At 37.2% G+C, this 15,328-nt stretch carries 13 protein-coding genes and 3 tRNA genes; 9 read left to right on the top strand and 7 right to left on the bottom strand.

What is annotated here, in order from left to right:
- The first annotated feature begins 21 nt into the window (after positions 1–21).
- The 3 genes from PQ459_15805 to PQ459_15795 all read left to right on the top strand — a co-directional run bounded on the left by PQ459_15805 (position 22) and on the right by PQ459_15795 (position 3,400).
- Positions 22–95, top strand: a tRNA-Arg gene (locus tag PQ459_15805).
- Positions 96–708: 613 nt separating this feature from the next.
- The gene (mtgA, locus tag PQ459_15800) at positions 709–1,356 is read left to right on the top strand and encodes a monofunctional biosynthetic peptidoglycan transglycosylase (protein WDF46358.1); all 648 of its coding nucleotides are present in this window, start codon (positions 709–711) and stop codon (positions 1,354–1,356) included.
- A gap of 16 nt (positions 1,357–1,372) precedes the next feature.
- Positions 1,373–3,400, top strand: coding sequence for a recombinase (locus PQ459_15795; GenBank protein WDF46357.1), 2,028 nt, complete (start codon positions 1,373–1,375; stop codon positions 3,398–3,400).
- Here the strand turns inward: PQ459_15795 and PQ459_15790 are convergent.
- Entirely contained in the window at positions 3,378–3,674 is a 297-nt protein-coding gene (locus PQ459_15790) for a hypothetical protein (protein WDF46356.1), read from the bottom strand. The two genes, PQ459_15795 and PQ459_15790, sit on opposite strands and share 23 nt — an antisense overlap.
- Before the next feature lie 147 nt (positions 3,675–3,821).
- Between PQ459_15790 and ychF the strand changes: the two genes are divergently transcribed.
- From ychF to PQ459_15760, 6 genes are all read left to right on the top strand, one after another.
- Entirely contained in the window at positions 3,822–4,913 is a 1,092-nt protein-coding gene (gene ychF / locus PQ459_15785; GenBank protein WDF46355.1) for a redox-regulated ATPase YchF, read from the top strand.
- A gap of 86 nt (positions 4,914–4,999) precedes the next feature.
- The gene (locus tag PQ459_15780) at positions 5,000–5,797 is read left to right on the top strand and encodes a choice-of-anchor J domain-containing protein (GenBank protein ID WDF46354.1); all 798 of its coding nucleotides are present in this window, start codon (positions 5,000–5,002) and stop codon (positions 5,795–5,797) included.
- Positions 5,798–5,974: 177 nt separating this feature from the next.
- On the top strand, positions 5,975–7,852 hold the full coding sequence (locus PQ459_15775) for a DNA topoisomerase IV subunit B (protein ID WDF46353.1): 1,878 nt from the start codon (positions 5,975–5,977) through the stop codon (positions 7,850–7,852).
- Position 7,853: 1 nt separating this feature from the next.
- A complete protein-coding gene (locus tag PQ459_15770) occupies positions 7,854–8,354 on the top strand; it encodes a hypothetical protein (GenBank protein ID WDF46352.1) in 501 nt (166 codons plus the stop codon).
- Positions 8,354–10,933, top strand: coding sequence for a DNA gyrase/topoisomerase IV subunit A (locus PQ459_15765; GenBank protein WDF46351.1), 2,580 nt, complete (start codon positions 8,354–8,356; stop codon positions 10,931–10,933). The genes PQ459_15770 and PQ459_15765 overlap by 1 nt, the downstream gene beginning before the upstream one ends.
- Positions 10,934–10,972: 39 nt before the next feature.
- On the top strand, positions 10,973–11,629 hold the full coding sequence (locus PQ459_15760; GenBank protein WDF46350.1) for a rhomboid family intramembrane serine protease: 657 nt from the start codon (positions 10,973–10,975) through the stop codon (positions 11,627–11,629).
- Between the two features lie 223 nt (positions 11,630–11,852).
- On the opposite strand, the gene PQ459_15755 is transcribed toward PQ459_15760, so the two are convergent.
- The 6 genes from PQ459_15755 to PQ459_15730 all read right to left on the bottom strand — a co-directional run bounded on the left by PQ459_15755 (position 11,853) and on the right by PQ459_15730 (position 15,295).
- Positions 11,853–12,215, bottom strand: a complete 363-nt coding sequence (locus tag PQ459_15755) for a hypothetical protein (protein ID WDF46349.1) — start codon at positions 12,213–12,215, stop codon at positions 11,853–11,855.
- Between the two features lie 14 nt (positions 12,216–12,229).
- Complete coding sequence (locus PQ459_15750; protein ID WDF46348.1) at positions 12,230–13,285, bottom strand: peptide chain release factor N(5)-glutamine methyltransferase; 1,056 nt, start codon at positions 13,283–13,285, stop codon at positions 12,230–12,232.
- 114 nt (positions 13,286–13,399) lie between these two features.
- Positions 13,400–14,161, bottom strand: coding sequence for a peroxide stress protein YaaA (gene yaaA / locus PQ459_15745; protein WDF46347.1), 762 nt, complete (start codon positions 14,159–14,161; stop codon positions 13,400–13,402).
- A gap of 118 nt (positions 14,162–14,279) precedes the next feature.
- A complete protein-coding gene (locus PQ459_15740) occupies positions 14,280–14,891 on the bottom strand; it encodes an L-threonylcarbamoyladenylate synthase (protein ID WDF46346.1) in 612 nt (203 codons plus the stop codon).
- Between the two features lie 58 nt (positions 14,892–14,949).
- A tRNA-Met gene (locus PQ459_15735) sits at positions 14,950–15,025 on the bottom strand.
- Between the two features lie 194 nt (positions 15,026–15,219).
- Positions 15,220–15,295 (bottom strand) — tRNA-Met (locus PQ459_15730).
- Positions 15,296–15,328: the final 33 nt, after the last annotated feature.

The raw sequence follows: 15,328 nt of genomic DNA, 5'->3' as shown, positions 1-15,328 counted from the left end.
ATTTTCGAAAAAATCACAAATGGGTGCGTAGCTCAGCTGGATAGAGCATCTGCCTTCTAAGCAGACGGTCTCAGGTTCGAATCCTGACGCGCTCACAAAAACCTCACAATTTTTATTGTGAGGTTTTTTGTTTTTAAAAGGTTGCAGGTTTGAATCCTGTCGAGGTCACATAAAATTTTATTGGTCTTAGTCGTTTTTCTTGTAAGCGATACTTCAAATTTATTCTACTATAATATATTACCTTTTAGTTTTGTATTAATTATTTTGTAATTTTAATTTAATTGTTAGTAGCTATCTGTAGTTATTTGTTAATTTTTAGTGTATTTTATCAAAATGTATTTCATTATTAATATTTTTATTTAATATTTGCATCCTCGAAAAAAAACGATTAAAGATTATAATAAATTACTTCTAATTAGGCGATGGATGATAGTAAATATGCTGATAAATTAAATTCTGAAAAAAGACAGGAATTCGAAAAGAGGCATAGACAAAACCAGAGACAGAGAGTAATTGTGGAGTCCAACGAATTTAGTTTCGATGATTTTGTTCTGTTGCTCATTGTAATCATTACATTACTTCTTTGCGATATATTAGGATCGGCTTTCTGATCATTTCTTATTATCTAATATTTCACAAATTCTTAAAGGTCAATTTTGCTATAAAAAATATTTTTTTGTTTTATTTTCGCTGAAAATTTGTTGCAGTATGTGGAAGTTTATCAAAAGACTGATTTTTATTGTCATTATAGTTAATATTCTCTTTGTTATTTTCGGAATCTTTTTCAATCCACCTATTACTTGGACGCAGTTGGGAAGTGTCTTCAAGTATGGGAAATTGCACCGTGATTACATTTCCTCTGATGATATGGGGAGTAATATTAAAAAAGCAGTTTTAGCTTCGGAAGATCAAGCGTTTTTCAATCATAATGGTTTTGATTACAAAGCCATCGAAAAAGCAATGAAAAAGAACGATAAAAAAGGAAAAGTCGTAAGAGGTGGCAGTACGGTTTCCCAGCAGACAGCCAAAAATGTTTTTCTTTGGCAGGGGAGAAGCTGGCTTAGAAAAGGTCTGGAAGCGATCTATACCTTTATTATTGAAAAAATTTGGGGGAAAGACATCATCTTGGAAAGATACCTAAATGTGATCGAAATGGGTCAGGGCGTTTTTGGGATAGAAGCGGCGGCTCAATATTATTACAACAAACCTGCGAAAGATCTCACAAAAAGTGAGGCGGCCTGGATTGCTGCCGTGTTGCCGAATCCTAAGAAGTACGATCCTAAAAATCCAAGTGCTTATCTCAGCAAAAAACACAACTGGATCATGAGACAGATGAATAACATTGTTCTGAAATGATTACTTTTGTGCTAAGATGCCAATTAGATTAATTAGAAAAGACAGTTTCAGTACTATTTTAAAGAATTATTTCAGCGAGAGAAATGAGACTTTGTCTTTACAGCCTTTATCCGAAATTATCACAAGCCTCAAGCGGGAAGAGCTAGGCGTTTTTACAGCGTATCTCAAAGATAATGTTACGATAAAGGATAATCTTACTTTTTACATTCATAATATTTTTCAGGATAAGCCATTCAATTTATCACTGACGGAAGCTGATATCTTATCAGAAAATGCTTTCTACCCTGAGTTTAAAAAAAGAATTCTCAATAAAGTCTTACCGCCAATTGAAAACGAAAACACTATTTGGTACTTGGTGGACAATGTTTTGGTAACGCCGAAGAAAGATCTTCAGTTTTTCCAAAATTCGCCGGAAGATAAGTTGGATGAACTTTTTCAATTGTTGAAGATTGATAAATTTATCAGCAATCCACACGTTAAAAAAGAACTTTTATTTTCTCTCAATATCTTGGCCTGGCGCGTTATCGGAAATGCACTGGACGTAGATGTGGTGAAGATGGCGCCAGAGTACCGTAATTTTGACAATCCTTTTTTGGCCTTACAAAATGAACTGGACATCATCAATGCTGACTTCAATCAAAATCCGGATTTCAAATTCACTTCAACAGATGAGGTTTACAAACAGACCAAGATCTATATGGAACAGTGCTTGGAGTTCGTGAACATCGCATTCAAAAATTCCTCCAAGTACGGAATTTCCAGCAAGACCAATCAGTCGTTACTGAAGATCAGACAACAGCTGAACAGGATGTCTGACATTATAAAATTGTTTGTGATCGATGACGACCGTGATTATTTGATCAATTCAAAGCAGTTGTTTTTTAATATTTTACAGTATAAATCTCACAAGAATAATCTCCGCGATCTCGTGTCTGACAGCACAAGACTGATGTCGCACCTGATTACCAATCATACTGCGGAGACAGGAACACATTACATCACTTCCACGCTCAAAGCTTATATGAAGATGTTTTGGAAAGCGTCTGGCGGTGGTGTTATCGTTGGAGCACTTTGTGTTCTGAAAATGCTTTACAGTTACATTCCAGCCAGTGATTTTGCGCATGCATTTTTGTTTTCAATGAATTATGCAATGGGTTTTGTGATGATTTACCTGATGAATTTTACGTTGGCCACCAAGCAGCCCGCAATGACAGCTGCGACAATGGCAAAAGTACTATCCGACGGAAATAGCAGAAACACCTACATAGAGTTTGCGCACGTTGTTTCTCAGCTGTTCAGGTCTCAGTTTATTGCATTTGTGGGGAATGTTTTGCTTTCGTTTCCGGTGTCATTGATCATCATCTATGGACTGGAAATTCTTTTCAAACAAAATTTTGCTTTTGATAAGTCTAATAAATTGCTTTACGATTTGGATCCGTTTCAGTCCAAAGCTATTTTGCACGCTTGTATTGCCGGTGTTTTTCTTTTTATTTCAGGCGTTATTTCCGGAAATATTAGTAATAATGCTGTGTTTTTCCAGATTCCTAAAAGGATCGCAAAAAATCCATTCATAAATTATTTTTTCGGTCAAAGCATCGCAAAAAGATTATCAATGTACTATTCTAAAAATTGGGCGGGAATTGTTTCCAATTTCTGGTTCGGGGTATTTCTTGGGGCAACTGCGCCGATTGGCCTTTTCTTAGGATTAGATCTCGATATCCGTCACATTACGTTCGCTGCTGGTAACTTTGCTTTAGGGCTTTATGGAAAAGATTTTGTGATCTCGTCCTACGCTTTTTGGATTTCGTTCATTACTGTTTTTGTCATCGGATTCTTCAATTTTGCTGTTAGTTTTGGACTGTCGATGTTATTGGCATTCCGTTCCAGAAAAGTAGAGATGAAGGAGGCACGAGAAATTTTCAGCGAAATTTTCAGATATTTTATAAGAAATCCATTCCGTTTTTTCTTTCCATTAAAGTCAAGGCTTGATGCGGGAAGCAAGCGAATGATAGACGAAATTACTACAGGATCAGGAGATCATTAATCAAATTTTCATCTTTCAAGACCTCCCGGAATTTTTTAAGGAAAAAAGTTTTTCTCAATCGGAAATCGTTCTTCAAAAGCGGCGATTTTATTCTGATGATCAAGATTTGTTCTTTTAGATTCACGCTCACGATTTCGGCATAAAGATCATTAGAAAGATAATCCTCCAGAAAATCCTTGATCTCAAAAGCTTTCAATTTATCCTCAAAACCATAGATTCTCGCAAAGGAATTCACAAGTTCTGAAGATTGATATTCGCGTTTTTTTCTGGCCATTTTGGATTCGTTTCCTGATCTTAATTAAGATTGTAAAAGTAGAAAATTCAAACGCAAAAATCAGTATATTTGCAAACTTAAAATTCAATGTTCAAGGTTTAAAATTCAAAGTTTAAACCTTGAACATTAAACCATAAACAAAGAATTATGAAATGTGGAATCGTAGGTCTTCCGAATGTAGGAAAATCAACCCTTTTTAATTGTCTTAGCAACGCAAAAGCACAATCTGCAAACTATCCGTTCTGTACCATAGAACCGAATCTTGGAACTGTTTCCGTTCCAGACACCAGACTTTTTGAGCTGGAGAAAATCGTAAATCCAGAGCGCGTGTTGCCTGCGGTTGTAGAAATTGTGGACATTGCTGGATTGGTGAAAGGTGCGAGCAAAGGCGAAGGATTGGGTAATCAATTTTTGGCGAATATCCGCGAGTGTGAAGCAATTATTCACGTTCTAAGATGTTTTGACAACGGAAACATCATCCACGTGGAAGGTTCTGTAGATCCAATCAGAGATAAAGAAATTATTGATATCGAACTTCAGCTGAAAGATTTGGAAACACTTGGAAAAGCTGTTGACAAAGCCAAGAAGTTCATCAAATCAGGAAAAAAAGAAGATGTCTTGACTTATGAGACTTTGCTAAATCTTCAAAAATTTGTGGAAGATGGGAAAAATGCGAGAGAATTTCCTTTCGATGACTTCACAAAAACAGTGATCGAAGATGTGCAGTTGCTGACCAAAAAACCTGTTTTGTACGTTTGTAACGTGGACGAAAATTCCATCAAAAACGGAAACGAATGGATTGCAAAAATCGAAGCGATGGCCGCATCCGAAAACTCAGAAGTTGTTGTTTTGGCAGCGCAAATCGAAGCTGACATCAATGAATTGGAGACTTTTGAAGAGAGACAAATGTTTTTGGAAGAACTTGGCTTGGAAGAGCCGGGCGTGAACAGATTGATCAGAAAAGCTTACGATCTTTTGAAATTGCAGACTTATTTCACAGCTGGTGTCAAAGAAGTTAGAGCTTGGACAATTGGTCAGGGTTGGACGGCGCCTCAAGCAGCTGGTGTAATTCACACAGATTTCGAAAAAGGATTTATCCGCGCAGAAGTGATCAAGTACAACGATTATATGAATTACGGTTCCGAAGCTAAAGTGAAAGAAGCTGGAAAATTATCGGTTGAAGGTAAAGAATACGTTGTTCAGGACGGTGATATTATGCATTTCAGATTTAATGTTTAATAAAGACATTTCAAAATAATATAAGGACGCTTTCAGTAATGGAAGCGTTTTTTGTTTAATTTTAGAAAAATTTAAAATAAAAGATTATGCTTAAAAAATTACTACTTTCTTCTTTATTAATGGCGAGTTTAACTACATCAGCGCAAACAGTTATTTTCAGTGAAGATTTTGAAACGGAGATGGGAAGAAATTCCTGGATCAATACAGATCGCGATGGCGATAGTCAAAAATGGGAGTTTGATAATAGTTCCGTCGATGCTTTCACGGGATATTATGCAACTTCTTGGTCTTGGTATTTTGAAGCTTTCACGCCGGATAATACTTTGACAAGTCCAGTCATTACTTTGCCTAACAATTCTGGAAAAAAATTAAATTTGAAATTTGATGTTGGTGCTTTTGATGATGCTGTTTTTCAAGAGCATTACGCTGTTTATGTGATTCCAGCCAATTCTACTTTTACAGGAACAGAAACTGCAGTTTTTGAAGAGACTTTGGATGCAGGATATATGGACGAGGCCAAGCACGTGACTGTAGATATTTCCGAGTTTGCAGGTCAAGATGTTCAAGTGGTTTTCAGGCATTATGACTGTACTGATCTTTTGGTTTTGATCATCGATAACATTCAGGTTTTGGAAACAGAAACGTTGGCGGTTTCAGATTTTGACAAATCTAATCTTCAGGTTTATCCAAATCCAAGTTCTGATTTTATTAAAATAAAAGGTGTAGATAATATTCAGAAAATCAGGTTGTATGATGTTTCCGGTAAAATGGTTTTGGAAACTCAATCCACTGAAGCGGATATTAGAAGATTGCCTGCAGGTCAATATATTCTTAATGTTCATTCTGGTTCGGAAATTATTTCAAAGAAAGTAATTAAGAAGTAATTTCAAAAATTTTATTAATGAAAAATGAAAGTCAGATCATCGTCTGGCTTTTTTGTTGAAAAAAATCAGATGCCTATTAAAATTAATTTCTCAAAACTTTCAAATTAAATTTCATTTCGTTAAATTTGTGAGTTACCGATTCTTTTACGGTTTCAACGTTTTTAGAAATCAAAATATATGAGCGAAATCAATCCTGTAAACTATTCCGAAGATAATATCAGAACCCTCGATTGGCAAGAGCATATCAGGCTACGTCCTGGGATGTACATTGGAAAACTGGGTGACGGTTCTTCTGCGGACGACGGGATCTACATTCTCCTCAAAGAGATCATAGACAACTCCATCGATGAGTTCGTGATGAAAGCCGGAAAACGCATCGAGATCAAAGTGGATGAAGGCAAGGTTACCATTCGCGATTATGGTCGTGGAATTCCTTTGGGGAAAGTGGTGGACGCCGTATCCAAAATGAATACCGGTGGAAAATATGACAGCAAAGCTTTTAAGAAATCAGTTGGTCTGAATGGTGTTGGTACGAAAGCGGTGAATGCATTGTCAGGATTTTTCCGCGTGAAATCTGTAAGGGAAAACCGCGTGAAAATGGCGGAATTCTCTAAAGGTATTATCAAGATCGATTATCCCGAAGCCGATTCATCCGACAGAAATGGAACCGAGATTAGCTTCGTTCCAGATGAGGAAATTTTCATCAATTTCAAATTCCGCAAAGAATACGTTGAAAGAATGCTTCGTAATTACGCTTATCTGAATCCTGGTTTGACGATTCTCTTCAATGGTGAAAAATTCTATTCCGAAAATGGATTGAAAGATCTTTTGGAAGAGGAGTTGGAAAGCGAGATTCTTTATCCGATCATCCACTTGAAGGAAGAAGACATCGAAGTTGCAATTACGCATTCCGACAAATCTCAAACTGAGACTTATTTTTCTTTCGTTAATGGACAAAATACGACGCAAGGTGGAACACACCTCAATGCATTTCGTGAAGCCTTTGTAAAGACTATTCGTGAATTTTATAATAAAAGTTTTGAAGCGGCAGATATTCGAAAGTCAATCATTGCAGCAGTTTCTATAAAAGTTATCGAACCTGTTTTCGAATCTCAAACCAAAACAAAATTAGGTTCAAATGAGATCGAACCCGGCGGAATGACGGTTCGAACCTTCATCATAGATTCGCTTAAAAACAAACTGGACAATTATCTTCACAGAAATCCCGAAACGGCGGAAGCAATTCTGAGAAAAATTATGATCTCGGAGAGAGAAAGAAAAGAACTTTCCGGAATTCAGAAATTAGCAAGAGAGAGAGCTAAAAAGGTTTCTCTTCACAACAAAAAACTGAGAGATTGCCGCCATCATTATAACGATCAAAAAGCAACACGGAAATCTGAAACAATGATTTTCATTACCGAGGGAGATTCGGCTTCCGGCTCTATCACAAAGTCCAGAGATGTGGAAACACAGGCTGTCTTCTCATTGAAAGGAAAACCTTTGAACTGTTACGGGTTGACGAAAAAAGTCGTTTACGAGAATGAGGAATTCAATCTTTTGCAAGCCGCGCTCAACATTGAAGAAAGCTTGGAGGATTTGAGATACAATCACGTCATCATTGCTACAGATGCCGATGTGGATGGGATGCACATCAGATTATTGATGATCACATTTTTCCTGCAATTCTTCCCGGATTTGATTAAAAATGGACATCTCTATATTTTACAAACGCCTTTATTCAGGGTAAGAAATAAGAAAGAAACAAGATATTGCTATTCCGATGCAGAACGTTTGAAAGCATTAAATGAATTAGGGAAAAATCCAGAAATCACCCGATTCAAAGGACTTGGGGAGATTTCGCCAGATGAGTTCAAGCATTTCATTGGAAAAGATATCAGATTGGAGCCGGTGGTTTTGGGAAAAGATCAAACCATCGCACAGATTCTGGAGTTTTATATGGGCAAAAACACGCCAGATAGACAACTTTTTATTTTGGATAATTTGGTGGTAGAAGAAGGAGATATTGACAAAAAAGAAAATTTAGAAACAGTTTAGTATGCGACTGAGTAATAGGAATAAAACACCAGTTTACAGTTTTATATACTCGCTTGCTGGGATCATATTTATATTAGGCATTATTGCATTTGTGCTAGAAATCAACAAGTTTGATATTTTTGGAAAGAAAGCCTGGGTTCTACTGTTGGTTCCAACTTTACTTTTCGTTTTCCTGTACTGGCTGGGAAGACCAATTTTCGAATATGATAGTGATGGGGAAGCACTAAATTTCAGGAACAACCATATCCTTTATATTTTTGCGAAGAAGAATGCGAAGGATGAGTTTCCGAAGTATAAATTGATCAAGTTTAGTGTGGTTAATGCTTTGGTTTTTAAAAAGTTATATATCTATATTTCCAGCAAAAAAAGTCATGTTCTCATTTTGAAATATGATATTTCTTTTCTAAGCAAAAAACAAATAAAAGACCTCAAATTTTCTTTAAGTAAAGTAATGAAGTTAAATAAGGAAAACGAAGACCAAGATAATACAGCAACAGATTAATGGAAGAAAGTACACATCACGAGGAAAGCCTGAAAAAAGTTTCAGGGCTGTATAAAGATTGGTTTCTGGATTATGCGTCCTACGTTATTTTGGATCGTGCGATTCCTTCTATTTTTGATGGATTCAAGCCGGTTCAGCGTAGGATTATGCACTCGATGCGTGAGTTGGAAGATGGCCGTTACAACAAAGTGGCAAATGTCGTTGGAAACACGATGAAGTACCATCCACACGGCGATGCGTCTATCACAGATGCAATGGTGCAATTGGGGCAGAAGGAATTATTGATTGACACTCAGGGAAACTGGGGAAATATTTATACAGGAGATTCTGCGGCAGCGGCAAGATATATTGAGGCAAGATTGACGCCTTTTGCGCTAGATGTTGTCTTCAACCCAAAAACCACGCATTGGACCAAATCTTATGATGGCAGAAACAACGAGCCGATCGACCTTCCAGTAAAATTTCCATTGTTGCTAGCACAAGGAGTCGAAGGAATTGGCGTTGGACTTTCCACGAAGATCATGCCTCATAATTTCAATGAGTTGATCACAGCTTCCATTCTGTATCTTAAAGGCAAAAAGTTCGAATTGTTTCCAGATTTCTTGACGGAAGGAATGTTGGATGTTACCAATTACAACGACGGAAAACGTGGCGGAAAAATCCGAGCCAGAGCCAGAATCACCCAAAAAGACAAGCACACACTTACCATCACAGAATTGCCTTTCTCCAAAAACACTGGCGATTTGATTGACAGTATCATTAAGGCTAATGAACGTGGGAAAATCAAAATCAAAAAAATTGAGGACAACACGTCCGATTTGGTGGAGATCAATATCCATCTTCATCCCGATGTTTCGCCTGACAAAACGATTGACGCACTTTACGCATTCACAGATTGCGAAGTTCCGATTTCGCCAAATGCCTGCGTAATTGTTGGCGACAAACCAATGTTCCTCGCAGTTTCGGATATTCTGAAGCACAACACAGACCACACGGTTTCCCTATTGAAAAGGGAATTGGAAATCGAGCTTCACGAGTTGCAGGAAAACTGGCATTTTTCTTCATTGGAAAGAATCTTCATCGAGAACAGAATTTACCACGACATCGAGGAAGTAAAATCTTGGGAAGATGTGATCTCGACAATCGATGAAGGTTTGAAACCGCACACCAAACATTTGCTGAGAGCCGTTACAGAGGAAGATATTCTAAGATTGACGGAAATCCGAATCAAGCGAATTTCACGTTTCGACCTGGATAAATTTAAAGAAAATATTCTAGCATTAGAAGGAAAAATTGAGCAGGTCAAGCACCATTTGGAGAACTTAATCGTGTATGCAATCGATTATTACACCAATATCCAAAAGAAATACGGAAAAGGAAAAGAAAGAAAAACCGAACTGAGGATTTTCGATACGATCGATGCAAGTAAAGTAGCAGTTGCAAACGAAAAATTCTACGTCAATCGCGAAGAAGGTTTCATCGGAACTTCACTCAAAAAAGACGAATTCCTGTTCGACTGTTCTGATATAGACGATATCATCACCTTCCAAAAAGACGGAACAATGAAGGTCGTAAAAGTAGAAGGCAAAACCTTCATCGGAAAAAATATCGTCCACGTTGCTGTTTGGAAAAAGAACGACAAGCGCACGGTTTACAATTCCATCTATCGTGAAGGTCGCGAAGGTCCTTATTATATGAAACGTTTCTCGGTGACTGGCGTTACCAGAAACACAGATTACAAATTGGCGTCTGACAAAAAAGGTTCAGAAATGCTCTATTTTTCTGCTAATCCAAACGGTGAAGCGGAAGTCGTTTCTGTACTATTGAAACCAAATGCCAGAGTCAGAAAAAACAAAATTGATATTGATTTCTCAGAAATTGCCATCAAAGGAAGAGATTCCAAAGGAAATCTGGTGACAAAATATGCAGTCAAAAAAGTCGATTTGAAAGAAGAAGGCGTTTCCACATTAGCACCAAGAAAAATTTGGTTCGATGATTCCGTAAGACGTCTCAATGCTGATGGACGAGGAACTTTACTCGGAAATTTCAAAGGCGACGACAGAATTTTGACCATCAATTCCCAAGGCGAAGCAAAATTAGTTTCATTCGACTTGATGAACCGTTTCGATGACGAATATCTGATCCTCGAAAAATGGAAACCAGAACAGCCAATCACCTGTATTTATTTCGATGGCGAGAAGGACAAATATTTCGTAAAACGTTTCCTACTGGAAGCTACACCAAATGTTCAATCGTTCTTCAGCAACGAAAACCCGAAATCCTTCTTGGAATTTGTGACGACAGAAATTGGTGCCATTGCAGAATTGGTCTATCCAAAAATCAAAGACAAACAAAAAGATCCAGAAACAGTAGATTTAGACGAGTTTATTACGGTGAAAGGAATCAAAGCAATTGGAAATCAATTAACTAGAGATAAAGTTAAAAATATCAACATCACCATTCCAGAACCACCCGAAATCATAGAAGAAGAACCGGAGGTAGAAGAAATATCAGATGAAGATCTGGACGACGACGGCGGAACCATCGGAAGTCTTTTCGACGAAGATATCACTGAATAATTTTAAACGGCAATAGAGCCTACAAATAAATAAAAAATAATGAATAGCGTTTTACTCATCATAATCGTAATCACTTGTATCACAAGCTACATTGGATTCCAAAAACCCGAATTGTTTCACAAGTACAAATTCGAAGTTGATAGTATCAAGAGAAGGAAGGAATACTTCAGACTATTGTCAGCAGGATTTTTGCACGCAGATTTTTTGCATTTGTTTTTGAATATGTACGTCCTGTACGCGTTCGGACCGCTTATCATAGAAGTATTTGGCGTTCTAGGATTTTTGGGAATGTACATTGGCTCTATATTATTAGGAAATCTGTTTTGTCTCTACGTTTACAAAAATGTCCCGTTTTATTCCGCAATAGGTGCAAGTGGAGGCGTATCCGGGCTCATATTTGCCGTGATGGCTGTCGAGCCGTTTATTCCATTAGGCATCATATTTCTCCCTTTCCGAATTGATGGATATATTTTCGGGACCCTGTATTTCGTGTATTCCGTCTATATGATGCTCAATCCAAGAGCAAATGACAACATTGGTCACGCAGCTCACCTTGGTGGTGCGTTTTTCGGATTGGTGTACGCGGTGATTGTTTTCCCCCAACTTGCCGTTCAAAATGCATTGTACATTGGGATTATGTCTGTTCCTTTGATTTATTTGGCTTATGAGATTTTCATCAAAAAGAGAATAGGATAGAAAAACGAGGAGCAACTACATTGGACTTTTGTTTCAACATTCCAACCCGCTGTCCACTATATCTTTTTTGTGATTGCGAACCAAAGTAAGACTTCAATAGAACTTTCTACACCGCAATCACAAAAAAGGATGCCGTTCCCATCGGGGCTATGTTGAGGTTTAGTCATTCTTTCCACAATTTAAAAAAAATCCTTTTTAAACTGATTGAAAAATTTGATGTCTATTAATCGACCAAAATCGTTGGGTCAAAGATTTCTTTCCTGTTTTTTAGGATCAGATCAAAATCTAAATTTTTAGGATATCCAATTTGATAATATTTCATTTCTGCGTGATATATCTCCAGTATTTTATCTTTGATTTCTGCATCAGGTTTTTTTAGATATTCTTCACAAAGACAAAGTGCTAATTCGTATGTTGCAGACTCCAATTCCCATTCATTCGAAACCGAATGTCCTTCATAAAGAAATTTTTCTTCATTTGCATAAATGGGATAACTAACATTGCAAGACTTGAATTCCAGATTGCCAATAGTATCTTTTTTATTGCAAGATATTAATACGAAGGCTATAAAGAGATAATGCCTCATAAGATTAATACTAATTATTTTCTCCCAAAGATTATCCTATCATTCCCCGAAATATCTCTCAAAAGCTCAACTTCGGAAAAACCTTGTTGATACAATTCCAAAGTTTCCTTCCCCAATTTCTGATTGATCTCCAAAAACAAAAGTCCATTTTCAGCCAAATGCTTTTTGCAATCTTTCGCAATTTTCTTGTAGAAGATCAAAGCGTCCGAAGTAGGAGAGAAGAGCGCCAAATTTGGCTCAAAACCTTTCACAGAATTCTCGATTTCAGGATTTTCCTCAATGCCAATATATGGCGGATTGCTGATGATCACATCATAGATCTCGCTGTCAGTCTCAGCGGACTCAAAGACTTTATTCAAATAATCTTGATGGATGAAATTAATTTTTGTCCTGTGAAATTCCGCGTTTCTTTTCGCCACTTCCAAAGCATCATTCGAAATATCGATCGCTGAAACTTCCGCTTCCGGAAAATACTTCTTCAAAACAATCGGAATAATTCCGCTTCCCGTTCCGATGTCGAGAATTTTTATTGCAGTTTTGGAGCGGTGGAGTGTTTTAGAGTTTGTGCTATTGTTGTCGTGACTGTTATCACTTTGAGACTTAAAAATTAGCTCTGATTCCACTTTGTCAGGTTGAGGCTCTCGAAGCCTGTCTAGTTGTACATTGTCAGTCTGAGCGGACTCGAAGACTTTTAATCCTTGAATCTCAAATCTCGAATCTCGAATCTCGAATTTCGAATCTTGAATCTTTTTTATAGCCAACTCCAAAAGTTCCTCCGTTTCCGGTCTTGGAATTAGAACGTGTTCATTCACAAAGAATTTCATTCCATAGAATTCCGTTTCACCAAGGATCTGTTGAAATGGTTTTCCAGTTTTTAATTCACAAATAACTCCAGAAAATTTTTTGGAATCGCTTTCTGATAATTTGTTTTCCAAACTATATCGCAATTCAATCTTATTCAAATCCAAATAGTGTTCACAGAAAATCGAGAACAATTCCTCAATCTCAGATTTGGAATAGAGTTCAGAAAGTTCTGCTTGAAATTGGATCTTGATTTCGGAAAGCTTCATAATGGAATTTGTCGCAAAGTCGCAAAAATTAATTGATTGACAAAACGAAAAAGTCGCAAAATAACTTGCGACTTTTAATTTGATATGCGATTTATAATCTTTTGATGAAAAATTCTATCTCGTAAAAACCAAATTGGTTTCGGTCGACAATTTTTCATCAAACAAATAATTCTCGTAATTGAAAGCTTTAATTTCATCCAAAGTTTTGACTTGTTTTTCTGCGCAGAAACGCAAAACCAATCCACGAGCGTGTTTCGTGTAGACCACAATGGTTTTCAATTTTCCGTCTGGCTGTATTTGCTTGAATTCAAAATCGATGACTTTCGCCTTCAACGCTTTTTTGTCGATGACTTTGAAATATTCTGTACTCGCGAGATTGATGAGCAATTCTCCTTTTTTTAGTTCAGAATTCAGTTGTTCCGTCACTTTCTCAGTCCAGAATTCGTAGATGTTTTTATAAGAATCAAATTTAAATGGTCGTCCCATTTCCAATCGGTACAACATCACTTTGTCGGACGGCTTCAACAATCCATAAAGCCCAGACAAGATCCTGTAATTTTTCTGAAGATATTCTACCGCTTCTTTGCCTAAAGTTTTGGCATCCAAACCTCGGTAAACTTCGCCTGTGAAAGCAAACATTGCCGGCGATGAATTTTTTGCCGTAGGTTTTGCGCTCCATTTCTGATTGCGTTCCCAATTTTCATCAGCTAATTTGGTAGAGATTTCCATCAATTCAGAAAGATATTTTGGTGATTTCTCTTTCAAATGGGATTGGATAAATTCAGAATCCTTGATGAATTTCGGAGTTGTAGATTTCAAAAATTCCGTCGAATTTTCGATGTTCATCAATTTTGCTGGAGAAGTAACGAATTTCATTAAGTAGTTTAAAGTTTATGATTTAATGTTCAAAGCCTTCACTCAAAACTTTGAATCTCGAACTTGGAATTAGAGAATGCCTTTTCCAAAGTTGTCAGTCTGAGGCTCTCGAAGACTTTTATAATATCCCTTTCCCTTGTCTAAGGATTTCCGGTTCGCCAGAAGTCAAATCAACGATTGTGGAGGCGGTGTTGTCACCATAACCAGAATCGATAACGAGGTCAACCAACTTTTCATATTTCTCGGCGATCAATTCCGGATCTGTAGAATATTCCAAAATCTCATCATCAGCGTGAATGGTCGTTGAAACAATCGGATGACCCAATTTTTCTACAATCATTTGCGGAACAATATGATCAGGAACCCGAATTCCTACGGTTTTATGACCTTTGTAAGATGTCGGTAAATTTCTATTGGCTTCCAAAATGAAAGTGAAAGGCCCAGGCAAATGCGCTTTCAGAAATCTGAAAGTTGCGGTTTCTATCGGCTTTGTAAATTCGGAAAGATGGCTTAGGTCATTACAAATGATAGAGAACTTGTGCTTATCCAGTTTGATTCCTTTGATCTGGGCAAGCCTTTCCATCGCTTTGTGATTGTAAATATCACAACCGATTGTGTAGATCGTATCGGAAGGGTAGATGATAACGCCACCGTTCTGCAAAACCTTAACCGCTTCGTTGATAAGGTTTTCCTGTGGGTTTTCCGGATATATTTTTAGGATTTTAGCCATAATCAAATTTACGAATTTTAAATAAAAAAAGAGAATCAAAAAATTGATTCTCTTAAGTTGGTTGCGAGGACACGACTCGAACGTGCGACCTCCGGGTTATGAGCCCGACGAGCTACCTACTGCTCTACCTCGCGGTGCAAAGATACAGCTTTTTCATTACGAGGCAAGGGAATTGGTAATTTTATTTTTTTGATGAAAATGAATAGAAAAATAATGAGACAAATTTTGCAGAAAAATAAATTTCGTCTACCAAAAACGACAAAAGGTAAACGAATTTGTCAACAAAATAAAATAAAAAAAAGAGAACCACACTGTGATTCTCTTGATTTGGTTGCGAGGACACGACTCGAACGTGCGACCTCCGGGTTATGAGCCCGACGAGCTACCTACTGCTCTACCTCGCGGTGCAAAGATACATCTTTTTCATTACAAGACAA

The organism is Chryseobacterium sp. KACC 21268, from assembly GCA_028736075.1.
In the GTDB taxonomy this organism is placed as follows: domain Bacteria; phylum Bacteroidota; class Bacteroidia; order Flavobacteriales; family Weeksellaceae; genus Epilithonimonas.
Note: the sequence above shows the minus strand (reverse complement) of the source record. Positions and strands in the feature narration are given on the sequence as shown.